Here is a 24,769-nt window from a genome sequence, read left to right as displayed (position 1 = left end):
TGACTCTAATTTAAAATAAGCCCAATTTTTGAGATTTTCGAAAGTAGGTTTTCAAGCATCAAAAAGTGCCTGAAACATTATCGTTTCAGGCGCTAAGAAATGATTTAAAAGTCTTGCTTCAATCTAAGGTATGCCACTGACTTACTTTTTATCAAATAAGCGATATCTGATTTCTTCCAAAGCCATAATAACAAACGGACAAGCAAGTAAATAGAGCCAATCATCAAGTCCAATAGGTGCAGTGTTAAATAACGTGTGGAAGAAAGGCACGTAAGACAGGAGGATAAAGAGGACAATTTCTAAAACAATCCCTAAGCTAATAATACGATTAGCAAATGGATTAACTTGGAATATAGACCCTCTACCTTTACGACTATTCATAGCCATACCAATTTGGGTAAAGATAATAGCACCTAAGGTCATAGTGGTTGCCTCTCGATAAAGAGGACCTGAGCTGGCCAAATGGTTTAAATTACCTTGATTAACCCAATAATTAAGGAAGAAAGCCCCAATAGCTAAGGCTGCTTCAATCAGTCCATACCAGACAAAAGCTTTAATCAATAATTGTCGATTGAGCAAGCGATCTGAAAGACGTCTTGGCGGTCTATCCATAACGCCCTCTTCAGGTGGTTCAACCCCCAATCCCAAAGCAGGTACCATATCTGTCCCCAAGTCAATAGCTAGGATTTGCATAACCGTTAAGGGAAGAGGTATGCGTCCCAAAGAGAACAAGAAGAAAGCAGAGGGTACGGCTTCTGGCGTGTTGGAATTAAAAATATAAGTCAGGAATTTTTGAATATTTCTATAAACTGCACGACCTTCTTCGACAGCATGAACAATAGAAGCAAAATGATCATCTGTTAAGATCATATCTGCAGATTCCTTGGCAACATCAGTTCCTGATACCCCCATAGCTACACCGATATCAGCTTTTTTAAGGGCAGGGGCGTCATTAACACCATCACCAGTAACAGCGACAACTTCACCAAGCTCTTGAAGGGCATTGACCACACGGTATTTTTGTTCAGGAGCCACACGAGCAAAAACGATTTCGCCTTTAAGAGCTTCTTTAAGCTGATTGTCATCCATACCAGCTAGTTCAAGGCCTGAAACAACACGCGCATCGTCTCCTTGTACAATTCCGATTTTCTTAGCAATGCTAAGAGCTGTCAAACCATAATCACCTGTCACCATGATAATACGAATACTAGCTCTATGGCATTTTTCAATGGCTTCACGCACACCCTGACGTGGCGGATCACTCATGGCAACCAAGCCTAGAAAGACCATATTGTCCTCCAAGGTCTGCATGTCCCATTTGTCTTCTCCAATATGCTCACTGTCTAAAGGTCTATAGGCCACAGCTAAAACACGTAAACCGTCTCGGGCAAACTGGTCGTTGGCCGCAAGGATAGCCTGACGCTCAGTAGCTGTCAATGATTTAATCATTCCTTGATTATCATAATAGTCTGAGCAAAGCTCCATCACTTCTTTCGGAGCACCTTTGGTGATAGAAATATGCTGACTGCCATCTAATCCTAACTCAAGCTTATGCACTGTTGTCATCCGTTTACGATCAGAATCAAAGGGGATTTCCTTGAGGCGAGGGGCCCAAGTATGATTGTCATTTAAATTAATTCCTGCTTTTTCGGCGAGAACATTAAGACAAGCCTCAGTTGGATCACCTAAAATTGTAAAATTGGGATTATCAGCACTAGGGGCCACAACTTGAGCATTACTAGCCAAATGAGAGAATCGTACCAAACGATTAAGAAGCTCATTGTCTTCAAGAGAAATAGGTCGTCCTTCCTGCTCAATCTGTCCTTCTGATGCATAACCTAGCCCAGTTACCTCATAACTGTCTGACAAAGTCCACAGATGGTTAACCGTCATGGCATTTTGCGTCAAAGTCCCTGTTTTATCCGAACAAATAACAGAAGTTGCTCCCAACGTCTCAACCGAAGACAGTTTCTTAACCAAAGCATGGTCCTTAGCCATGCGCTGAACGGCCATGGCTAAAGATAGAGTAACTGTGGGAAGAAGTCCTTCAGGAATAAAGGCCACAATCATCCCCAATGCAAAAATAAAGGCTTGAGACAAAGGCTGATGGACAAATAGAGTCGCTGCCACCATAAAGAAGAGACCTACAGACACCGCAATAACTGAAATCTGTTTAGTCAAATGGTCTAATTCTTTCTGAAGGGGACTCTTTTCCTGAGCAAGATTCTGTGTCAAATCCGCAATCTGTCCAAACTCAGTTTTCATCCCGATAGCAGATACTATAAAATGTCCAGAACCAGAAGAGACAGTAGTCCCTGCAAATACCATATTGTCATACTCTAACTCAGTCTTGTCGGGAGTCAAATCTGCTTGATCTGACTTATAAATAGGATTAGACTCACCAGTGAGGGCAGACTGGTTAACCTGCAAATCTGTCACAGCGACCAAGCGTCCATCTGCAGAAATACGGTCTCCTTCTTCAATGAAAACCAAGTCACCTGGCACCAAGTCCTGAGCTAGAATCTTATCCTCCTTACCATCACGAAGAACTCGCGCATAGGATGGAAGAAGCTTATTAAGAGCTGCCGTAGCCTGACTCGCCCTATATTCTTGAATAAAGCTAAAGAGACCATTAATAATGTTGACCAACCAAATTGCAATCCCCAACTCTAAACTATGAGAAAGCATGGCGATAAAGCCACCACCCCACAATAAGAGTGCCATAAGACTAGTAAAATGTCTGAAAAAGGTCAGCCAAATAGGCTCCTTCTTACTTTCCTTCAATTGGTTAGGGCCATACGTCGCCTGCCTCTCCTTAACCTCTTGTGAGCTCAAACCCTGAGGGCTTGTCTGCAAGACTTGGTAAACTTGTTCGGGAGGATAGGTCCCTAATTTTATATGTTCTTGTCTAGAATCAACCATAATCCTTTCCTCGATTCTAAATCATTAAAACGATTTCATTTTTTCACCCCTATTATACTCCTTTTTCAGAAAAGGTTGAAAAGAAAAAAACCAAGCCACATGACTTGGTTTAGATTTTATTTAATATGTAATTTAGCACGCAGACTAGCAGCTCGGGCACCAAGTAGTTGGTCAGCCATACGAGTTACAAGAGCAAGAACGCCGTAGACACCGATTCCAAGGCCTCCTCCAATGACCAAGTAAATCACACTACCCATACGGCTTGTTGGTGACAATACAAACTGGAACAACCAATAGAAGATCGCAACTGGAATAGCCATGAGTACCGTAAGGATACAGATGAGCAAGGCTTTTCTAAACACTGTCTTACGACTAAAGTGCGTAACAGTGTGGAGGTGATTATACATGAGAGCAATTGGAACACCTAAACCGATGGCTGTTGAAATAACCGGGCCAAGGGCTCCTAAGAAAATAATCAATGGCAGCTGTAGAATAGCCTTAACTAAAACCCCAATCGCAAAATAGTTGATAGCTTTGCGGGTTTCAAAGATTGCCTGAAGCATTGGTGCTAAAACGCTATACAAGGCCAAGAAAATAACTTGAATCAGACTGGCTACAAAGAGCAAGTGGGCCTGACTATCTGGCGCACCATAAAAGACTGTATAAAGTGGTTTAGCTAAAATCACTGATCCTACAATGGCAGGAACAATAAAGAGCAAAAGCAACTGTAAGTTATTAATAATCAGTTTAGCTGCTCCCCTAAGATCCTTCTTAACCATATTTTCAGTCAAGAGTGGAATCCCAACCCCAGCAATGGAGATAGCTACAGCAATCAAAATCATAGTAATCTTACTTGGGTTTGAAGACAAGTAAGCATAGAGAACCTGAAGCTGACTGTTGCTATAGCTTGTAAACTTCTCCATAGTACGGATAAAGGTCCATTGGTCAATCAACTGGAAAAGTTGAACTGCTGACCCAGTAATAATGAAAGGAATGGCTTCCTTAAAGGTTTCAATAACAATTGCAGTTGGATTGATATCCGGATGAACAGCCTGCTTGCCAAAAAGACTCTTGAGTTTACCCTCCTTCCAAAGGTAGAAGAAAAGCACCCCATAACTAGCCAACATACCGATAAAAGCGGCAAAAGTCGATTGGACAACTGCTGTCACATAATCGCCTGTCCCAATTTTCATGATGAAGAAGGTCGCCAACAGCATCCAAATAACACGGATAATCTGTTCCGCAATCTGACTCAAGGCATAAGGTTTCATGTTGTTAAAGCCTTGGAAAAAGCCTCGTAAAACAGACATCGATGGGAAAATAACAACTGCCCAAGAAAGACTACGCATGACGCGAACCAGATCCTCGTCTCCCCCAGAAAGGTAAGACATCCACGGCGAAGCAAAGTACATGAAAACGCCAAAGATAAGTCCGAGACCAATCATGTAATACAAGATACGCTTGAGTAAGAAGAAACTCGTCTCCATCTTTCCAAGTGTGTTGTATTTAGACACCTGTTTGGCAATTGCGACTGGAATACCTGCTGTTGAAATCAAGAGGAAAAGAGCATAAATATTATACCCTTGACCAAAAAGGGCATTGGCTTGGTCACCTTGTTTACCCATCCAAGCATACCAAGGAATAATGTAGAGTGCCCCCAATAGACGACTGATAATATTGGATGCTGTCATCCATGCCGTCCCTCTTAGCATCTGCTGCTGCTGTGTATCAGTTTTAGTTTCAGTCATAACTTTCTTTCTAGAGAATAAAATATAATCTAGTTTATTATAAACTTTTGGCTGTGACTTGTAAAACAAGAACATTAAGGCTAAAATAGGAACTATGATTACTATTGAACAAGTTCTAGAGGTTCTTAAAAAGGACCATAATTTTAGAGATATTATCGACCAAGACAACTACTACTATTCATGGACTGGGGTGACTTTTGATCATCTTTCTTATGATAGTCGTGATGTTACACCATCGTCCCTCTTCTTTGCCAAAGGAGCTGCTTTCAAGCCTGAATTTTTAGAGAATGCTGTCAAAGCTGGCTTGAGTTTCTACGTGGCTGAGAAAGATTATCAAGTGGGAATACCTGCCATTATCGTATCAGATATTAAGCAGGCTATGAGCCTCGTTGCTCAGGCCTTCTACCAATACCCTCAAGACAAGCTTAAATTGCTGGCTTTCACTGGGACAAAAGGGAAAACAACAGCAGCCTACTTTGCCTTCAATATTCTCAAGCAAAGTCATAAACCTGCTATGCTTTCAACCATGAACACGACACTAGACGGAAAAAACTTCTTCAAGTCTACCTTAACAACACCTGAGAGTTTGGACCTTTTCCGTATGATGGCTGAAGCTGTTGCTAATGGCATGACCCATCTGATTATGGAAGTCTCAAGTCAAGCCTATCTGACTAAGCGTGTCTATGGACTGACTTTTGATGTAGGTGTCTTTCTTAACATCAGCCCAGACCATATTGGGCCTATTGAACACCCAACCTTTGAAGACTACTTCTACCATAAGCGTCTTCTCTTGGAAAACAGTCGAGTTGTTATTGTTAATAGCGGTATGGATCACTTTGATTTTATCGCTGAGGAAGTTGTGGATAAAGAGCATGACTTCTATGGTAAAAACTCCGACAACGCTGTTAAACATGGCTCTGGTTTTAGCTTTAAGGCAAGTGGGAAATTAGCCGGTGACTATGATATCCAACTTATCGGTGACTTTAACCAGGACAATGCTATGGCTGCTGGTCTGGCCTGCCTACGTCTCGGAGCTAGCCTTCAAGACATCAAGGAAGGAATCGCTCAAACCTCTGTTCCAGGGCGTATGGAGGTTCTAACCCAAACTAATGGGGCTAAGACATTTGTTGACTATGCTCACAATGGAGATAGCCTAGATAAGCTCTTACAAGTCGTAACCAGCCATCAAGATGGTCGTATTAGTCTAATTCTAGGGGCTCCAGGAAATAAGGGTGAAAGCCGTCGTAAAGACTTTGGACATGTCCTCAATACCTACCCTGATGTTGATGTCATCCTAACAGCCGATGATCCTAACAAGGAGGATCCTCTTGCTATCTGTCAGGAAATTGCTAGTCACATCAGTCGCGAGGTTCGTATCATTGTCGATCGAGAGGAAGCAATCAAAACAGCAATGTCTGAGACTACAGACTCTAAAGACGCTGTGGTTATTGCCGGTAAAGGTGCCGATGCCTTCCAGATCGTAAATGGTAAACGCGATAACTATGCTGGCGATATTGAAGTCGCTAAAAAATATTTGTAAACTAAAAAAAGTCAATTGAGGTAATGAATTTAACCTCAATTGACTTTTTTCTATACAAGGAACTAGTCTTTACCTAGTGTTTTCTTAAAAATATCATAGAAAGGATTTAGGGTTTTATCAAAAGAGCCAACAAGAGTCTCTAATTGCCCACCAAACTGACGCTTGAAGTTAAAATTCCCTTTTCCAGCACTTGCCGCTTCAGTTTCGATTGTCCCATAAAAATTAAACCGCTCTTTTCCCTCACACTTAGCATATTGTAGCATTTCCCAATGAAGAAGGACTGCTCCACCAAAATTAAGGTAGGCTTCATCATTCCCACCGTAAAAGCTGACAATTTCTGAACCATAATCCATAAAAAGATAGGCCGAAAGAGGTAATTTGTCACCAGTGACTTGGTAGGTCTTAAATTGCTCTAAACGTTTATAGTAACTTCTAAGCTGATCTTCGGCATCCGCAATCTGACCCTTGGTTCGTTTTTTCTGTGGGCCATCTTTTAAAGCCTGAATCTTAGCTTCAAAAGATTTAATATTCTCATCAAGATAAGCCAAATAAGCTGGACAATCCAAATAAGCCAACATAAACTTTGCAGATTCTCCAAAGTTCCTCTTCAAATCTTGGAAATAGGTCAATGGATGAACTGAAAATCCTTTTCTCTCTGCTGTCCGAACTAGGATGTCATAAAACTGATTGAGATTGTCCTCACGTAGTTCTTCAACTTTGACATGCAAAGCAGTGAATTTTTTTAAATCTCGCTTCAAAGATGGTGAAAAAGCTGCGAGCATCTCATCAGAAGTCGTAAAGGTATCAATTGGTTTTACAAACATCTGATTAACAACTAGAGCCTGTTCTGGATCTAAATACTGCTCAAAACCTAATTTTTCAAATACCTTGGAGACCTCATCAGCCTTTTCTTCTTCAATGATTTCAAGTTCTTCATTCCTAATAAGATCGGTAAGATAGGGATGGATAGAAAGTGATGCAATATTTTTCTTTTTTAAGTAGAGTATCAAGGCCTCTAGAAGGTCTGTCAAATCAGCTATAGAATTGTAATCTAGCAAGGGTCCATGAAACAAGAGAGCTTTTCTAAAGATACGAAAGCTTCTTCTATAGACAACGATGGCTTGACCTATCCGCAGGCCATCCCTTTCAAAAACCAGAGCCTCTACTTCTCCGATATGATTACGGCTTAGCTGAAGCTTAGCCATCTCAGCTGACTGTAAAAAGTTGGCATCTTTATAGTTTGTCTGTGTTTTTTGATAGTCATCAAAACTCACATGTTTAACCATAATAGACATACTTATCATTCCTTCCATTTCATCCTATATCCCACATTCCCCATAAAAATAAATGATTGGCAAAGTTTTCCTAACCAAGTGGGGTACTAAGTATTCATGGATATTACTCACAGATGATGAGGAAAATTTGTTAAATGATTAAATTTACAAACACTATTATATACAAATCCACCATTTTTGTTAAGGTTTTTTTAGTTAATTTTCTGAAATTTAAAAGAAAAAAATAATTACTAACGTCTCTCCATCAAAAAAGCTCTCCTTTTAAACTTAGAGAGCTAACCTATCATATAAAGTTACCGATAACGTCTCAATTGAGGTGGTTCATAAGACTGGACAAAAGCTGCAATTTCTGAAAAATCATCTGTAAAGAGGAATTTTGCTGCTGTTTCAGCCTCCAAAAAATCATGAGCAACCATGGTATCTAACATCGTTTTCATAGCATCATAATAGCCATTGAGATTGAAGAAAACACAGGGTTTGTCCAACTTACCGACTCGAGCAGCTGCAATAGCTTCAGAGATTTCTTCCAGTGTCCCTAAACCTCCTGGAAGGGCGATAAAGAGATCTCCTTGCTCTAGCATGGCAGTCTTTCGTTCTGCCATAGTTTCTACTATGGTCATTGAGGTTAACCCCTCATAAGCTATCTCCCTATCTTTGAGGAATTGTGGCATAATGCCATGAGCCTGTCCACCATTTTCCAAAACCGTATCACCAAGAACTCCCATAAGTCCCATCTTACTGCCACCATAGACTAGGGTATGCCCATTTTTAGCAATCCACTGACCCAAGGCAATCGTTGCTTTCTTAAAGCTAGGATTATCACCCATATTAGCACCCAAATAGACCGTTACTTTCATTGAAGTCCTCCTTTTTATTCTATTATAACGCAAAATTCCTGCCATAACTGACAGGAATTTTTTCTTAGTCTTTACGCTCTAAATTACGAAGCATTTCATCAATTTTATTACCGTATTCGATAGACTCATCCTTAATGAAGGTCAAATCCGGAATCTTATACATGGTCAATTTTTTACCAAGTTCACGCTTGATTGTCCCAGTAGCCTTTTCAAGACCAGTTTGTGCTTTTTGGTTATCTGAGGCCAAGGTTGAATGAATAGTGTAAAAAATCTTAGCAGCTGACAAATCACCAAGCATCTGTACATCTGTGATAGTGACATCTTGCACACGTGGGTCACGAACTTTCTTTTGAAGAATTTCATTGACCTCACGTTTGATTTCCATACCAACACGGTCTACACGAAATGAATTTCCCATAGTCTTATCCTTTCTCTCTTATTATGATGGAACAAAAGCCAGGCCAGATGACCTAGCTTTGTCTCCTAAGTAAGCTTTCTTAAAAGCTAACAAAATTAACGTTTAATTTCTTCCATAATGTAAGCTTCGATAACGTCATCAACTTTAATATCGTTATAGTTTTCAATCATCAAACCACCCTCTTGAGCGTTTCCGACTTCTTTAACGTCATCTTTAAAGTGTTTCAAGCTTGCCAATTTACCATCAAAAATAACGACACCATCACGAATCACACGGGCACTTGAATCACGAGTGATTTTACCACTAGTAACCATGAATCCACCGATTGTTCCGACTTTAGAAACTTTGAAGGTTTCACGGATAATAGCTTCACCAATGACTTTTTCTTCAAATTCAGGATCAAGCATCCCTTTCATGGCATCTTCGATTTCTTCGATAACCTTGTAGATGATGCTGTGAAGACGAATTTCAACTTCATCAGTTTCCGCTTGTTGACGTGCTTGTGGTGTAGGACGAACGTTAAATCCGATAACGACAGCATCCGAAGCTTCCGCAAGAGTAATATCAGATTCGTTGATAGCACCTACTGCTGAGTGAACAACATTAACACGAACACCCTCAACATCAATCTTAAGAAGTGATGCTGCCAAGGCTTCAACAGAACCTTGCACGTCGGCCTTGATGATAACATTAACAGTCTTCAATTCACCAGCTTTAAGGGTATCAAAGAGGTTATCAAGACTAACACGATGTGTTTGTTGACGTTGTTTCATAAGGGCACGTTTGGCACGTTCTTCACCGGCTGCACGAGCTGCTTTTTCGTCTTCATAAACGGCAAAATGGTCACCTGCCATAGGCGCTTCGTTCAAACCAGTAATTGAAACTGGTGTTGATGGTGCTGCAGTCTTAATACGACGACCAAGGTCATTGGTCATAGCACGGACACGTCCGAAGGTATTACCAACAACGATTGGGTCTTGAACATGCAAGGTACCTTGTTGAACAAGGAGGGTTGCAACCGCACCTTTACCTTTATCCAAACGCGCTTCAATAACGGTTCCGATGGCACGAACTGTTGGGTCAGCTTTAAGTTCTTCCACTTCAGCCACAAGAAGAACTGTTTCAAGCAATTCTTCAATATTTTGACCAAACTTCGCTGAAATTTCAACGAATTCGCTATCCCCACCCCATGCAGTTGAGATAACGCCATGCTCTGCCAATTCACCGATTACACGCTCTGGGTTAGCACCTGGTTTATCAATCTTGTTAATCGCAACAATGATTGGAACACCAGCAGCCTTAGAGTGGTTGATGGCTTCAATAGTTTGTGGCATAACACCGTCATCCGCAGCGACAATCAAGATAGTAATATCTGTAACAGAAGCACCACGGGCACGCATAGATGTAAAGGCCGCGTGTCCTGGAGTATCAAGGAAGGTGATTTTCTTACCACCCTCTTCAATTTGGTAGGCACCAATATGCTGTGTGATACCACCAGCTTCTCCAGTCGCAACACGTGAGTTACGAAGGGTATCAAGAAGGGTTGTTTTACCATGGTCAACGTGTCCCATGATAGTAACAACTGGCGCACGTTCTACCATAGCATCTTTATTGAGGTAGTCTTCGTCAACAAAGAAACGTTCGATATCAGCATTATCGACTTCTTCTTTCTTGGTTGCTTCAATACCGTAGTCAACCATCAACAACTCAATAGTATCCCCATCAAGAGATTGGTTTTGAGTTGCCATAACACCCATCATGAAGAGTTTCTTAACGATTTCAGCTGGCTCACGTTTAATACGTTTTGCGATTTCTGCAACCGTCATGCCTTCAGTGTATTCAAATTCTTTTGGTAATTCATGGAATTTACGCTCTGTTACTGGTTTTGGAGCTGAATTACCACGGTTATTTTTACCTTTTTTATTTTTGTTTTTATTCCAGTTACTATTTCGTTGATTTCTCACTTGGTTTTGATTATTCCACTTATTATTTCTTGTTTGCTTAGGTCCATCTTCATTCTCGCGACGATTATCACGTGATTTATCTGGACGTGCCTTTTTACGACGTGTATCTTGTGCTTGTGCAGCTGGAGCTGGTTGAGCAGCCGGTGCTGGCTTGGGAGCTGGCTTAGCTTCAGCAACTGCTTTTTGAGCAGCGACTTCAGCCTGTTGTTTTTCTTTTCTTGCCTTTTCTTGCTCTTTCGCACGGCGTTGCTCTGCAGCTTTTTCTTCACGGAAGCGTGTTTCACTTTGACGTGAATATTCTGCATTTTGCTCTGCTTTCAAGGCTGCTGCACGCGCTTTAAAGTCAATACGTGGACCTGCCTGATTGTTGCGGACAGCATCGTTACGTTTATTTCGACCTTGATCATTGCGCTGTTTACCTTGGAAATTACGGTCACGATTACTATTGTTATCGCGGTTTCCATTGTTACGGTTGCCTTGACCATTTCCATTTTGGTTGCGACGATCATTATTCTGACGTTTACCTTGATCGTTCCCTTGTTGATTTCGGTTACGATTACGGTTGTCACGGCCTCCGCCATTTTGACGACGCTCTGCCTCTGCCTTGGCACGTGCTTCACGTTCTGCCTTAAAATTACGGCTTTGTGGTTTTTTCGGAGTCGCAGGGGCTTCTTTGACTTCAGCCTTTGATGTTTCTTTAGCTGGAGCTGATTTGGCAACAGGTACCTTATCAACCTTAGGCGCTACCTTTTCCTCTTTAGGAGTTGGTGTCGCTTTAGGAGCTGGCTTGCTTTCAGCCTTAGCTGTTCCCCCTTTTAAACTTGAAGTGATACGATTAGCATCAGCTTCTTCAACTGATGAGGAATGGCTCTTCACAGAAAGACCAAGTTCTTGAGCTTTCGCAACAACAACCTTACTTTCTACACCAACCTCTTTTGCGATTTCATATAATCGTTTCTTTGACACGTGATGTCCTCCTATTCTTTAGTCCATAAGAGTCCTCATTTTCTTTGAAAATCCAGCATCAACTACAGCAACCGTTTTTCTTGGTTTACCAATAGCCATGCTTAATTCCAGTGCGTTAAACACTGTGGAGACTTCTATATTATAGTAGTTACATTTATCAGTCGTCTTTTTAGTCACGTTACTACCAGCATCATTGGCAAGAAAAACTAGTCTCGCCTGTCCTGATTGAACTGCCTTGATGACAAGTTCTTCGCCAGAAATAAGCTTTCCAGCTCTTTGTGCCAGTCCCAACATATTTGACAATTTTTCTGTGTTATTCAAGACCTAACTCTCTTCTTTTGACCTTGTGATCCACATAAGCAATGAGTTCATCATAAAAACTTTCAGGAACATCCATTGAGAAACTATGGTTAAAAGCACGTTTCTTTTTAGCTTGGAGAGCTTCTTCATTATCTAGTTTAATGTAAGCACCTCGGCCATTTTTCTTTCCTGTTGGATCAATGAAAATCTCACCATCTTTAGTTTTTACAATGCGGAGCAAATCACGTTTATCAATGATTTCTCCTGAGACAACTGATTTGCGTAAAGGTATTTTTCGTGTTTTAGCCATCAAACACCTCTATGTTCTTCTTATTCTGCTTCTGTTGTTTCAATTACTTCTTCTGTTGTGACTTCAACAGGTGTAGCATCTTCTGCAACAATCTCGTCAACAACTTCCTCAGTAGCAGCCTCAGCTTTTTCAGCTTCGAGTGCTTCATATTCAGAAGCTGACTTGATGTCAATACGGTAACCAGTCAAATGAGCTGCCAAACGAACGTTTTGTCCACGACGACCAATTGCAAGAGATAATTTGTTATCTGGTACAACTACTGTCGCACGTTTGCTATCATCTTCGTCAAAGAGAACATAGTCCACTTCAGCCGGTGCAATAGCATTGTAGATAAATTCAGCTGGATCTTCAACCCATTGAATAACATCAATATTTTCCTCAACAGGAACTTCAATTCCTGTCTTAGCATCCAAACGTGTTGGGTGGAAACGGCTGACAACTTTCTTGATGTTGCTTCCACCACGACCAACGATAGTACCAATAGCATCAACGTTAGGGTTATGACTGCGAACAGCAACTTTGGTACGATCACCAGCTTCACGAGACACGCTCATGATTTCTACAGTTCCATCAAATACTTCAGGAATTTCTTGTTCCATGATACGTTTGATGAATTCTGGATGGCTACGGCTTACAAAGACGTTAACACCCTTAGGGTTGTTTTCAACTTTATAAACATAAACATCGATGACGTCGTGTGACTTAAAGCTTTCGCCAGGAATTTGGTCTTGGCGTGACAATTGAGCTTCGAGCGTTCCAAGATTGACATAAATGAAACGTTGGTCAAAGCGTTCAACTGTTCCTTGCATGATTTCACCTTCATGTTGCTTATAATCATTATAAGTGATTTCACGCATCTGCTTGCGCATCTTTTCCATAATGGTTTGTTTGGCAGATTGCGCTGCAACACGGCCAAATTCATCGACTGACTCTTCAAAACGAATCTTGTCACCAAGCTCGTAAGCAGAGCTGATAGCAAGGGCATCTTTCAAGCTAATTTCCAAACGACTATCAAAGACTTCGTCTACAACTTCACGAACGGTATAAACTTGAAAATCACCTGTTTTTTCATTGAATTCAACTACAGCTGATTCTGACTGACCATAACGACGCTTGTAGGCTGACTTAAGCGATTCAACCACGGCATCAATGATGTCTTCCTTGTTAATGTGTTTTTCTTCTTCCAAGACACGGAAGGCTTCTAGCATTTCTTTGCTCATATTCTTTGTTGTTTTAACCTCTAAAGGCCAAAACTGGCATCCTTTCTTTATTTACACTAATAGTTTTAGAGTTTGACTGCCAAACGAGCTTTAGCAACTGTTTGATAGGGAATCTCAACAGTTTTATGGCGAGTCTTATCAAGGTAATCAATTGTTAGGGTTTCCCCATCAAAGGCCACCAAGTCACCTTGGAAAATCTTGATCTTATCAATAGCCTTGTAAAGACTAACATTGATATACTGACCAACAGCATTTGTCAAAGCTTCTTTGGTTTTTAAGGGACGCTCTAACCCTGGACTAGAAACTTCCAGCATGTATTGATCCGGGAAAGGATCAGGCTGAATAGTATCCAAGAGGGGACTGATAATTTCAGTCAAGTCTGCAGTATCTTCTACAGTAATACCTCCTGGCTTATCAATCAAAACTGACAAGACATAGTCACCGCCAAGCTTTTCGTACTCGATATCGACCAGTTCGTATGGCTCAGGAATAGCTGGAGCTACGACTGCCGTCACGAGATCAATAATTTTTTGCGACATTATGACCTCCTTACACACACAAGAGACGAAGTTTCTACTCCGCCTCTCTTTCGTTATTTTCCTATATTATAGCATAGCTCAAAAGCCATTGCAAGGAATAACCATATTGCTATCATTTCATAACAAAAAGGTTGGGAATCACCCAACCTTATTTATTGCGTCGCTGGAACAGTGCTATAAGTAGTTACACCCGATCCATTATTATTGTATGTAGGGGTTGTCGTACCTTGTTCCTGAACATAATTACCTGTGTTTTCACTATAGTTATTGCTATAGGTAGTACCTCCATTGTAGGTACTTACCGATCCACCACCAGCTGCCTCAGATGTCCCAGCCTCATAATTTGAAGAAGCTTCACTCGAAGCCGCACTTCCTTTAGAATTAACGAAATCATCTGAGCCATAGTTAGAGCTACCAGAACCATAGAGAACCAAACTAGTCTTAAGATTAGATTCAGAAACTTTCTTCTTACCGACTTCCTTCTTAATACGGTTTTGTACTTTAAGAATATCCTCAGTTGAAGCTACTTGATAACTTCCACCATTGATCATGGCATCCGAACCAGCCAATTGGTAGGACTTAATATTTTTAAGGGCATCACTATAACCCATCAAGCTACGCAAAGTATTGGTATCACCAAGATCGATACTGGTTTGAACATTTGAACTTACAGCCGACAAAATTTTCTTGTAAGAACCAATAGAGTCCATCTTCAATAGCTTAGCTACAACCTTTTGAATAACCTCACGTTGACGTTTTTGACGACCATAGTCACCATCAGGGTCATCGTAACGCATACGTGAATAGACTAAAGCTTGCTCACCATTGATTTTATGAGTTCCGGGCTCAACTTTTGCCTGAAATTCAGGTTCATTTTCTGCAATCGAAATTGGAAAATCAAAATGATTCGTTACCTCAATACCACCAACAGCATCTACCAAATCAATCATACCCTGCATATTAATCAGTGCATAATAGTCAATATCAATATCTAAAACCTTTTGAATGGTTGAAATAGCCAAGTCAGCACCACCCTCAGCATATGCTGAATTTAGTTTTGCTTCACCCGACCCCTCAATATCTGTCAAAAGGTCACGTTCCAAACTGGTCATGGTTGTTTTCTTAGTCTTAGGGTTCACTGTTACCAAAATCATGGTATCAGAGTTTCCTTCCCAGGTTTCCTTACGTTCTTTGGATCCTGTATCTACCCCCATCAAGAGAATAGTTATAGGCTTAGTCTGTTGAATAGCCTTACTATTCCCTGAAGTTGCTTTAGAAGCCCTAAACGTTTTTGACAATTCGCCTGTGGCGTAATTATAAGTTGTCGTTAGGTAAATACCAGCAGCTACTACTGTCGTTGCAAAAATCGCCAACAACATCAATAAAATTTTTCGTCCAAGTTTCATGTTTTTTCCTAATCTATGAGTTTAGCCATAAGGTAAACATCTAGAAATTCTCCATTTTTAGTTCTTGCACCACGTTTCTTAGTGCCTTCAATGTCAAATCCGAATTTTTGATAGAGATGAACCGCCCGTTTATTACGTGCTTGAACCGTCAACTCTAAGCGGCGGATAGTTGGTGTATGATCTGCCCAGTCAATCATTGTTTCCATAAGAAACTGGCCAACACCATTCCCCCAGTAGGGTTTAGAAACCGCAATAAATACGTCGCCAATATGACTGGTCTTAGTATCTTGATCAGAGGTAACATTACAAACACCAATGACCTCATGACCCAATTTCGCCACCAAACAAATCTCATTAAGCCTATGCTGATGACTTTCAATATAAGTGGCTAACTGTTCAGCACTCAGTATAGAACTTCTATCATCTTGTGCTAGAAAATCCGATTCCAAGGCTACAGTCTCTAGTAAACGAGCTAGAGAGGCAGCATCCTCTCTTTGAGCTTCCTCAATGACTAATTCTTGCTCAGCCATTTATCATTTCCTCCTGAATCTCCTTACTTCTAGGACCGAAAGATTCAAAAAGCAACTGACGTCCATCTCCATGATGAGATATCGAAATTAGGAGATAATCCCCTAACAGACTCTCATCTAGGAGCTCACCCCACTCGATGATTGTCACACCTTCACCATACAGAAAATCATCTAAATCAATAGAATCTGGATCATCACCAATGCGGTAGACATCTAAATGATAGAGTGGCAGTCGCCCCTCATACTCCCTTACAATAGTATACGTTGGACTCTTTATCATCTGTGAAATATCCAAACCTTTGGCAATTCCCTTAGTCAAGGTCGTTTTGCCAGCTCCCAGATCCCCTGAGAGAACAATTATATCTCCAGAATCGAGCAGTCGACCTAGCTTTTGGCCGATACTAATCAATTCTTCTTCATTTTGACTGTAAATCATGTTTTCATTATATCAAAAAATAAAAATATGGACTAGAATCCACTGTAAAAATACAGTAGAAACTTATAAATATTGAATCATTTAAGTAAGAAGTTAAGATATGTATTTTAATCTTCAATTTATTTTAACCACATCAATCACTCATAGATTAGAAATCGTTTTGTAAAACTTACTATAGATTTGAAAGTTAATCAAAAAAACTCTCTCACATTCCCCAGATAAAATCGCAAAAGAAAAAGCCTGACAAATATACAGACTTTTAACTTTCAACCTTTAGAACACAGCCATACTGATGAAGTTAAGGATAAACAAGATATCCAAAATCCACATAATAAAGTGGACATCCTTAGCTTGACCTTTGACGATTTTGACCAAAGTATAAGTAAGGAAACCAGCTGCGATACCATAGGTAATACTATATGAGAATCCCATGAAAATAGAAGTGAAGAAGGCAGGAATAGCTTCAGACAAATCTTCCCAATCGACACTCTTAAGGTTAGAGAGCATCATAACACCTACAATAATAAGGATAGGCGCTGTGGCAGCATTAGGAACGATTGATACCACTGGACTAAAGAAACTAGAGATGGCAAAGAGTACAGCAACCACAAGAGCTGTCAAACCAGTACGTCCACCAGCACCAATACCTGCTGCAGATTCAACGTAAGTTGTAACATTTGAAGTCCCTGCAATGGCACCAATACTTGTACCAACAAGGTCAGAGTAAAGAGCACGGTCAAGAGCTTTTGATTCGTTGTTATCACCTGTTGAAGCAATGATACCAACCTTCTCACCAGTACCAATCAAGGTACCGATAGTATCGAAGATATCAGTCAATGAGAAGGCAAGGATAGCCATAAAGACACCAGGCAAACGAGAAACGTCTGCAAAGAGTGATCCCAATCCCTTAGATCCAAGCGCTGCACCAAAGACCTGACCAAGGTCTTTAATAGATGATGTCAAGCTAGCTGCGTGCCAGTCAATGCTTCCAAGATCAACAACACCAGCAAAAATAGCAATGATAGTCGTTACAAGGATTGAAAGAAGAACACCACCACGAATACCTTTAACAATAAAGAAAATCGCAATCACAAGACCAATCAAACCTACAATTACAGTTGGGTTATTGAAAGCAACCAAACCTGGTGTAGCTGACGATGAAGCTGTAATTGAAGCCTTGGCCATATCAGCACCTTTACCTGCTACAGTGTAGGTGTGTGGATTAATTGAGAATTTCAAAAAACCAGCATTTTTAATCCCAACATAGGCAAGGAAAACACCGATACCTGCTGAAATCGCAGATTTGAGGGCTGTTGGAATAGACTCAATAATCATCTTACGCACTTTAGTTACTGTGATAATCAATGAAATAACACCACATAGAAAGACCATTGCTAAGGCCTCTTGCCAAGTGTAACCCAAAGAAAAGACCACTGTGTAGGTGAAGAAGGCATTAAGCCCCATACCAGGCGCTTGAGCGTATGGTAGGTTAGCATAAAAAGCCATCATCAATGTCCCTGCAACCGCACCAATAATTGTTGCTAAGAAAACACCTTGTGCAGGCATTCCTGTTTGGGCCAACATCGCTGGGTTAACAAAGAGGATGTAAGACATGGCAAAGAAAGTTGTCAATCCGGCAGTCACTTCTGTACGGACGTCAGTACCATGTTCTTTCAATTTGAAAAACTTTTCCATGAAAGTTTAGACTCCTTAATAAAAAATATTGTCAAAATCCGAATAATTTCGGAACATTCTCACGTAGAATGCAACATTACTATTCTACATGAAATTATTTGACGGTGCAAGGTTTATTTCCTGAGACTTTTCTTATGAAAAACCGAACGTTCTTAGAAAGCTCTTTCTTAATCACCAACAAAGGACAGATTTTTGCTATAATAGGAACATGACAAAAAAATTGATTGCACTAGATCTTGATGGAACGCTCTTGCGCCCAGATGGAACTATTTCAGAATTCACACAAAAAACGATTAAAGATGTACAAAATAAAGGACACCAAGTTGTTATTGCTACAGGTCGTCCTTATCGTATGGCTATTGACCATTACAAAACACTAGGGTTAGAAACACCACTCATCACCTTCAACGGCTCTTTGACCAATCTTCCAGACCAAAACTGGGCTTATGAGCATTCGGTTAAATTAGATAAGAAATATCTGATTAGCCTCTTACAACGCCATGATGAGTTAGAGATGGATTTTCTGGCTAGTGAATATCGAAAACACTTCTATATCACTATGAATCACCCGGAGCGTATTCAACCACAACTCTTTGGTGTTGATAAAATTATTGAGGCTATGCGTTTAGAACCAACTAAAATCACGCGCAACCCTAACGCTCTCCTTATGCAAACTCGTCATGAGGATAAGTACCAACTTGCCGATGACATCAAGAAGGACTTCAAGGAAGAAATTGAAGTTGATTCTTGGGGTGGCCCGCTTAATATCTTGGAATTTTCGCCTAAAGGCATAAACAAGGCCTACGCCCTAAACTACTTACTTAAGGCCATGCGCAAATCAACGGATGATCTGATTGCTTTTGGGGACGAACACAACGACACAGAGATGTTGGAGCTTGCTAAAACTGGTTATGCCATGAAGAATGCTAGCTCTGTCCTTCTCCCCCACGCTAACGAACAAATTGAGTGGACTAATGAAGAGGATGGCGTTGCTCGCAAACTCCAGGAACTCTTTTTATAAATAACAAAAGACACCGAAAATTTCTTCGGTGTTTTTCTTATGATTAAGGTAAAATAGCCACTGCACGCACTGGGGAACCTGTCGCCTTGTCCCAGTGAGGAAATGCAATTGAAATCAAAGCACCAACAGCTGGAACTTGATCCAATTGATTCAAGACTTCTACCTGATAAATGTTTTGTTCCAAGAGGTAGTATTCGTTAACCAAGCCATGTTCTGCTGCTGGAATACCAGCATCTGTATCAAAAGTCTCATGACCGACAGCCTTAACATGGCGTTCATGAATCAAGAATTCTAGAGCTTCACGGCTCCACCCTGGACTTTGTTGAACCCCATTTTCATCAAGGTTGCGCATAGCATCTTGATCTGGCCAACGTTTTGACCAATCACTACGAAAAGCGACAAAGGCCCCTTCAGTAATTTTTCCATGCTCTGCTTCAAAGTCTAAGATATCTTGTTTGCTCAAGATAAAGTTTGGATTCGCAGCAACTTCTTTAGACTTGTCGATAACATAGAGTGGTAAAAGAAGATCTTTGAGAGCAATCTCATCCAACCAACGACCACCTTCTACAAAGTGAATCGGTGCATCAATATGCGTTCCGTATTGACCAACTACTGTAAATTTTTGAACATGGAAACCATCTTTTAATGTGAAAAGGTCTTCTTGTTTCAAAGCAGGAAGGGCTGGGAAATGTGGACTTTCCGCATTAATTTTGTGGGTCAAGTCAACCCATTTCTTAGATTGCAATTCATTATAAATACTTAGTAAATCTGACATAAGGAGGCCCTCTTTTCTTATAGATTTAACCTTAAATAGTTAATTGAAGAAATTATAGCAGCCAACACCAGCTATTACAAGCTTTTATCTCATTTTTTCTTAATCCTATTCCCCCTAGTTAGATATAGCTTAAAACTATACTTAACACTTATTGTCTGAAAAAAAAGTATATTTGCAATAATTTGATGTTTTTTTCAATTATATGACACTTTTGTTACGAAAACCATTGACAAATTCATGGTAACGTTCTATAATTAGAGTGTTCTAATTTTCGAGGGACTAAAAAAATATTGTTGTCATTTTCATGTCATGAATGCTAATACCAATAATCATTTTTCTATTCCTAAGAAACAATATATAAAAGGAGGAAGAACACTAATGGGTATCGGTATTATTATTGCTAGCCATGGTAAATTCGCTGAAGGTATTCACCAATCAGGTTCTATGATTTTTGGTGAACAAGAGAAAGTTCAAGTGGTTACTTTCATGCCAAATGAAGGTCCTGACGACTTGTACGCTCACTTCAAAGATGCCATTGCTCAATTTGACGCTGACGACGAAATTCTAGTCCTTGCAGACCTTTGGTCTGGATCACCATTTAACCAGGCAAGCCGAATTAAGGAAGAAAATCCTGATCGCAAGATGGTTATCGTGACAGGACTCAACTTACCAATGCTTATCCAAGCATATACGGAACGTATGGTAGCTCCTGATGCTGGGGTTGAAGAGATTGTCGCTAACATTTATAAGGAAACAAAAGAAGGCGTTAAAGTCCTTCCAGAAGGCCTTATTCCTGAAGAAGACACTAAACCAGCAGACGCTAAACCTTCTATTCCTAAGGGTACCATTCCTGAAGGAACAGTACTTGGTGATGGAAAAATCAAATACGTTTTGGCTCGTGTTGACACACGTCTCCTCCACGGTCAGGTTGCGACTGGTTGGACTCACTCAACTCACCCAGACCGTATCATCGTTGTTTCAGACACTGTTTGTCATGATAAACTTCGTACAAACATGATTAAACAAGCCGCTCCATCTGGTGTTCAAGTTCACGTTATCCCAATTAAAAACATGGTTAAAGCAAACAATGACCCACGTTTTGGTGATACACGTGCTATGCTTCTCTTTGAATCTGTTGAAGATGCTCTTGCTGCTGTTAAAGCAGGTGTTGATGTTAAAGAAATCAACCTTGGTTCTTCAGCTTATAAAGAAGGAAAAGTCAATGTTACTAAAGCTCTTTCATTTGACCAAACAGATGTGGATGCTATCAAAGAGTTGCAATCATTGGGTGTCAAATTTGACGTTCGTGGGGTACCAAGTGATAGCCCAGCAAACGTTGATGCCTTGATTAAGTCAGCTGAAACTAAATTAGCAGAGAAGAAATAATTTTGGAGGATGCATAAATGAGTTTAGTACAAATTATTTTAGTCGTAATTGTTGCTTTCATCATCGGTTGTAGCTCAGTTAACGACCAAATCGAAACATACCAACCAGTTGTGGCTTGTTCCCTTATCGGTCTTGTTACTGGTCATCTCGAACTCGGCGTAATGTTGGGTGGTAGCTTACAGTTGATCACTATGGGATGGGCTAACGTTGGTGCTGCCATGGCACCAGATGCCTCACTTGCCGCTGTAGCTTCTACAATCATCCTTATCTTGGGTGGTCAAGGAACTAAAGGGATTGGTCCTGCCATCGCCCTTGCGGTGCCTTTGGCTGTTGCCGGTCTTGCCTTGACAATGGTTGTCCGTACAGCAACTGTCTTCATCGCTCATATTATGGATAGCCGTGCAGAAGCTGCTGATATCGCTGGTGTTGAAAGATGGCACTTTATCGGTATGGCCCTCCAAGGTCTCCGTGTTGCTATCCCTGCCCTCCTCTTGCTCTTGATTCCTGCTCACCTCGTACAATCTGGTCTTGAAGCTATGCCTGAATGGTTAAAATCAGGTATGACAATCGGTGGTGGTATGGTTGTAGCCGTTGGTTATGCCATGGTTATCAACATGATGTCTAGTCGTGAAGTTTGGCCATTCTTCTTCCTTGGTTTTGCTTTGGCTGCCCTCAAAGAGTTGACCTTGATTAGCTTGGGTATCATCGGCCTCTGTCTTGCCGTTATGTACCTTGCGCTTGAAGCTAGTGGTTCAAATGGTTCTTCAAATGATGGAGGATCAGGTGATCCCCTCGGTGAAATTCTGGAAGACTTTTAATTAGGAGGAAAGAAAATGGCTGATTCAAAAATTAAATTAACAAAAGCAGATCGTTTCAAAGCTTTCTTGCGCTCATACTTCCTTTTAGCTTCATTCAACTATGAACGTATGCAAAATGGTGGTGTGGCTTACACCCTTATTCCTGCAATCAAAAAACTTTATCAAACTAAAGAAGACCGTGCTGCTGCGCTTAAGCGTCACTTGGAATTCTTCAATACACAACCTTTCATGGCCAACCCAATCTTTGGGGTTACGCTTGCCTTGGAAGAAGAACGTGCCAACGGTGCTGAGATCGATGATGCGGCTATCTCAGGGGTTAAGGTCGGTATGATGGGACCTCTTGCAGGTGCCGGTGACCCTCTCTTCTGGTTTACCCTTCGTCCAATCTTCCTTTCACTAGGAGCAGGTTTGGCTGTTTCAGGTAACGTCCTAGGCCCAATCGTCTTCTTCGTTCTCTGGAACGTTATGGTTGCCGCTGTTAAATGGTATACTCAAGAATTTGGTTACCGTGCTGGTACTGCGATTACAGACGACTTGTCAGGTAACCTTCTCCAACAAGTAACTCGTGGCGCATCAATGATGGGGATGTTCGTTATCGGTTCTCTTATCCAACGTTGGGTAAGCATTACCTTCACACCAGTTGTCTCTGTTGTTAAACAACAAGAAGGTGCTTATATCGATTGGGATAAACTTCCAAAAGGTATTGCCGGTGTTAAAGCAGCCTTCCTAGAACAAGCTGCTGGTAAATCACTCGAAGCCAACAAGGTAACAACATTGCAAGATAACTTGAACCAATTGATTCCTGGTCTTGCTGCCCTTGGTTTGACTTTCCTCTGTATGTACCTTCTTAAGAGAAAAGTTTCTCCAATCGTTATCATTTTGGGTATCTTTGTTCTAGCTATTGTGCTCCACATTATTGGTGTACTCTAATCGGAGCAAGGTATGGTTAAATCGCTCAATACCGAAATGGCTCACACAACTAAGGGAACTTGGTTTCGTGAAGGGCCTATTTACGGAAATATCATGGTCGGAGATAAGGCTTTCGAATTTTACAATGATACGAAGTTACAAGACTACGTTCAAATTCCTTGGGATGAAATCACTTATGTGATTGCCGATGTCTACTTCGGTGGTAAATTCATCCCACGCTTTGAAATCCGTACTAAGCAAAATGGACGTTTCCGTTTTGCCAGTCGAAAAAGCCGAATAACTTTGAAAGAAATTCAAAAAAGAATTCCTCGAGAAAGTTTAAGAAAAGCACCTAGCTTCATCGTTGTTCTCAAACAAGGCTTTAAGAATCTTTTCCGACTCATTGTCAAGAAGAAATAATCTCCGAATATTATAAAAAGATTGTCCAATCTAATAGTTGGGCAATCTTTTTATAATATTTTGCTCATTTTTGAAAGAAATTGACTTCTTTTGAAATTTTATCTCACTAGCTATTGACATTTACGTGAAAGCGTTTTACAATATAATTGTTCTTGATTTCTTATGTTTAAAAAGATTGAGAGACGCTTTTTTTAGCGTCTTGAAAAAAATCGGAGATAGTCTTTTTAAGCCTAGGAAATAATAATTTATAAGGAGGAGAACACGAATGGGTATCGGTATTATTATTGCCAGCCATGGTAAGTTCGCTGAAGGGATCCACCAATCAGGCTCTATGATTTTTGGAGACCAAGAGAAAGTTCAAGTCGTAACTTTCATGCCAAGTGAAGGTCCTGATGATTTGTACGCTCACTTCAACGACGCCATTGCACAATTCGATGCTGATGATGAAATTCTTGTTTTGGCTGACCTTTGGTCTGGTTCACCATTTAACCAAGCTAGCCGAATTGCTGGAGAAAATCCAGATCGCAAGATTGCTATCATCACAGGACTTAACTTGCCAATGCTAATCCAAGCATACACTGAACGTATGATGGATGCTAACGCTACTGCAGAGCAAGTTGCTGCTAATATCATCAAGGAAGCTAAGGGTGGTATCAAGGCACTTCCAGAGGAGCTTAATCCAGCTGAGGAAACAGCAGCAGCTCCTGTAGAAGCTGCTGCACCTCAAGGAGCTATCCCAGAAGGGACAGTTATCGGAGATGGTAAACTCAAGATTAACTTGGCACGTTTGGACACACGTCTCTTGCATGGTCAGGTAGCAACTAACTGGACACCTGCTTCTAAAGCAGACCGTATCATTGTTGCTTCAGATGACGTTGCTAAAGATGAGCTTCGTAAAGAATTGATCAAACAAGCAGCACCAAATGGGGTTAAAGCAAACGTTGTTCCAATTCAAAAATTGATTGATGCTTCTAAGGACCCTCGCTTTGGTAACACACACGCGCTTATCTTGTTCGAAACTGTTCAAGACGCACTTCGTGCTATCGAAGGTGGCGTGCCAATCAAAGAACTTAACGTTGGTTCTATGGCTCACTCAACTGGTAAAACAATGGTTAACAACGTTTTGTCTATGGACAAAGACGATGTTGCTTGCTTCGAAAAATTGCGTGACCTTGGCGTTGAATTCGACGTCCGTAAGGTACCAAATGATTCTAAGAAAGATTTGTTCGACCTTATCAAAAAAGCTAACGTTCAATAACCTTCATTCGGATAAATTAGTTGATAATCTCAGCTA

General features: G+C 40.7%; 22 protein-coding genes. 7 read left to right on the top strand and 15 right to left on the bottom strand.

The genetic code is table 11. The annotated features are described in order from the left end of the window. Positions 1 to 141: 141 nt before the first annotated feature. Together A6J31_RS11070 and A6J31_RS11065 are read right to left on the bottom strand one after the other, a co-directional pair. Positions 142 to 2,922, bottom strand: a complete 2,781-nt coding sequence (locus A6J31_RS11070) for a cation-translocating P-type ATPase (RefSeq protein ID WP_080611192.1) — start codon at positions 2,920 to 2,922, stop codon at positions 142 to 144. A 116-nt stretch (positions 2,923 to 3,038) separates the two neighbouring features. Beyond that, positions 3,039 to 4,670, bottom strand: coding sequence for a polysaccharide biosynthesis protein (locus A6J31_RS11065; protein WP_014633916.1), 1,632 nt, complete (start codon positions 4,668 to 4,670; stop codon positions 3,039 to 3,041). Between the two features lie 94 nt (positions 4,671 to 4,764). On the opposite strand from A6J31_RS11065, the gene A6J31_RS11060 reads away from it, so the two are divergent. Continuing rightward, positions 4,765 to 6,210, top strand: coding sequence for a UDP-N-acetylmuramoyl-L-alanyl-D-glutamate--L-lysine ligase (locus tag A6J31_RS11060; protein ID WP_021143575.1), 1,446 nt, complete (start codon positions 4,765 to 4,767; stop codon positions 6,208 to 6,210). Positions 6,211 to 6,272: 62 nt separating this feature from the next. Here A6J31_RS11060 and A6J31_RS11055 read toward each other — a convergent pair whose 3' ends face one another. The 12 genes from A6J31_RS11055 to A6J31_RS11000 form a co-directional block, all read right to left on the bottom strand. Then, positions 6,273 to 7,505 carry a lipid II:glycine glycyltransferase FemX gene (locus A6J31_RS11055; RefSeq protein ID WP_014633914.1) on the bottom strand — a complete coding sequence of 411 codons (1,233 nt, stop codon included), beginning with the start codon at positions 7,503 to 7,505 and terminating at the stop codon, positions 6,273 to 6,275. Positions 7,506 to 7,798: 293 nt separating this feature from the next. Beyond that, positions 7,799 to 8,362 carry a TIGR00730 family Rossman fold protein gene (locus A6J31_RS11050; protein WP_048674278.1) on the bottom strand — a complete coding sequence of 188 codons (564 nt, stop codon included), beginning with the start codon at positions 8,360 to 8,362 and terminating at the stop codon, positions 7,799 to 7,801. A gap of 64 nt (positions 8,363 to 8,426) precedes the next feature. Beyond that, a complete protein-coding gene (gene rbfA / locus A6J31_RS11045; RefSeq protein WP_002883798.1) occupies positions 8,427 to 8,780 on the bottom strand; it encodes a 30S ribosome-binding factor RbfA in 354 nt (117 codons plus the stop codon). A gap of 95 nt (positions 8,781 to 8,875) precedes the next feature. Further along, on the bottom strand, positions 8,876 to 11,710 hold the full coding sequence (infB, locus tag A6J31_RS11040) for a translation initiation factor IF-2 (RefSeq protein WP_080611191.1): 2,835 nt from the start codon (positions 11,708 to 11,710) through the stop codon (positions 8,876 to 8,878). A gap of 18 nt (positions 11,711 to 11,728) precedes the next feature. Continuing rightward, a complete protein-coding gene (locus A6J31_RS11035) occupies positions 11,729 to 12,031 on the bottom strand; it encodes a YlxQ-related RNA-binding protein (RefSeq protein WP_002883776.1) in 303 nt (100 codons plus the stop codon). Further along, the gene (gene rnpM / locus A6J31_RS11030; protein WP_002883779.1) at positions 12,024 to 12,320 is read right to left on the bottom strand and encodes an RNase P modulator RnpM; all 297 of its coding nucleotides are present in this window, start codon (positions 12,318 to 12,320) and stop codon (positions 12,024 to 12,026) included. Before rnpM ends, A6J31_RS11035 begins: the two co-directional genes overlap by 8 nt. 20 nt (positions 12,321 to 12,340) lie before the next feature. Then, positions 12,341 to 13,540: a transcription termination factor NusA gene (gene nusA, locus A6J31_RS11025; RefSeq protein ID WP_002883755.1), complete on the bottom strand. Its 1,200-nt coding sequence runs from the start codon at positions 13,538 to 13,540 to the stop codon at positions 12,341 to 12,343. 65 nt (positions 13,541 to 13,605) lie between these two features. Continuing rightward, positions 13,606 to 14,079: a ribosome maturation factor RimP gene (gene rimP / locus A6J31_RS11020; RefSeq protein WP_002883745.1), complete on the bottom strand. Its 474-nt coding sequence runs from the start codon at positions 14,077 to 14,079 to the stop codon at positions 13,606 to 13,608. A 152-nt stretch (positions 14,080 to 14,231) separates the two neighbouring features. Then, on the bottom strand, positions 14,232 to 15,485 hold the full coding sequence (gene brpA, locus A6J31_RS11015) for a biofilm formation/cell division transcriptional regulator BrpA (RefSeq protein WP_014633909.1): 1,254 nt from the start codon (positions 15,483 to 15,485) through the stop codon (positions 14,232 to 14,234). 8 nt (positions 15,486 to 15,493) lie between these two features. After that, positions 15,494 to 16,015 (bottom strand): GNAT family N-acetyltransferase, encoded by a 522-nt coding sequence (locus tag A6J31_RS11010; RefSeq protein WP_021143570.1) that lies wholly within the window; start codon positions 16,013 to 16,015, stop codon positions 15,494 to 15,496. Continuing rightward, positions 16,008 to 16,451, bottom strand: coding sequence for a tRNA (adenosine(37)-N6)-threonylcarbamoyltransferase complex ATPase subunit type 1 TsaE (gene tsaE / locus A6J31_RS11005; RefSeq protein WP_002889989.1), 444 nt, complete (start codon positions 16,449 to 16,451; stop codon positions 16,008 to 16,010). Before tsaE ends, A6J31_RS11010 begins: the two co-directional genes overlap by 8 nt. Before the next feature lie 273 nt (positions 16,452 to 16,724). After that, on the bottom strand, positions 16,725 to 18,146 hold the full coding sequence (locus A6J31_RS11000; protein ID WP_014633906.1) for an NCS2 family permease: 1,422 nt from the start codon (positions 18,144 to 18,146) through the stop codon (positions 16,725 to 16,727). A 208-nt stretch (positions 18,147 to 18,354) separates the two neighbouring features. Between A6J31_RS11000 and A6J31_RS10995 the strand changes: the two genes are divergently transcribed. Continuing rightward, the gene (locus A6J31_RS10995) at positions 18,355 to 19,167 is read left to right on the top strand and encodes a Cof-type HAD-IIB family hydrolase (RefSeq protein WP_014633905.1); all 813 of its coding nucleotides are present in this window, start codon (positions 18,355 to 18,357) and stop codon (positions 19,165 to 19,167) included. A 43-nt stretch (positions 19,168 to 19,210) separates the two neighbouring features. On the opposite strand, the gene A6J31_RS10990 is transcribed toward A6J31_RS10995, so the two are convergent. Next, a complete protein-coding gene (locus tag A6J31_RS10990) occupies positions 19,211 to 19,942 on the bottom strand; it encodes a cyclase family protein (RefSeq protein WP_045768765.1) in 732 nt (243 codons plus the stop codon). Positions 19,943 to 20,320: 378 nt separating this feature from the next. Between A6J31_RS10990 and A6J31_RS10985 the strand changes: the two genes are divergently transcribed. The 5 genes from A6J31_RS10985 (at position 20,321) to A6J31_RS10965 (ending at position 24,733) form a co-directional block, all read left to right on the top strand. Then, positions 20,321 to 21,328 (top strand): PTS sugar transporter subunit IIB, encoded by a 1,008-nt coding sequence (locus A6J31_RS10985; RefSeq protein ID WP_002889985.1) that lies wholly within the window; start codon positions 20,321 to 20,323, stop codon positions 21,326 to 21,328. Between the two features lie 17 nt (positions 21,329 to 21,345). After that, positions 21,346 to 22,146: a PTS mannose/fructose/sorbose transporter subunit IIC gene (locus A6J31_RS10980; protein ID WP_002886606.1), complete on the top strand. Its 801-nt coding sequence runs from the start codon at positions 21,346 to 21,348 to the stop codon at positions 22,144 to 22,146. Between the two features lie 15 nt (positions 22,147 to 22,161). Next, a complete protein-coding gene (locus A6J31_RS10975; protein ID WP_014633903.1) occupies positions 22,162 to 23,076 on the top strand; it encodes a PTS system mannose/fructose/sorbose family transporter subunit IID in 915 nt (304 codons plus the stop codon). A 12-nt stretch (positions 23,077 to 23,088) separates the two neighbouring features. After that, the gene (locus A6J31_RS10970) at positions 23,089 to 23,475 is read left to right on the top strand and encodes a DUF956 family protein (RefSeq protein WP_014633902.1); all 387 of its coding nucleotides are present in this window, start codon (positions 23,089 to 23,091) and stop codon (positions 23,473 to 23,475) included. Between the two features lie 265 nt (positions 23,476 to 23,740). Further along, positions 23,741 to 24,733 (top strand): PTS sugar transporter subunit IIB, encoded by a 993-nt coding sequence (locus tag A6J31_RS10965; RefSeq protein WP_080611189.1) that lies wholly within the window; start codon positions 23,741 to 23,743, stop codon positions 24,731 to 24,733. Positions 24,734 to 24,769: the final 36 nt, after the last annotated feature.

The organism is Streptococcus sp. FDAARGOS_192, assembly GCF_002073815.2.
Taxonomy (GTDB): domain Bacteria; phylum Bacillota; class Bacilli; order Lactobacillales; family Streptococcaceae; genus Streptococcus; species Streptococcus salivarius_H.
Note: the sequence above shows the minus strand (reverse complement) of the source record. Positions and strands in the feature narration are given on the sequence as shown.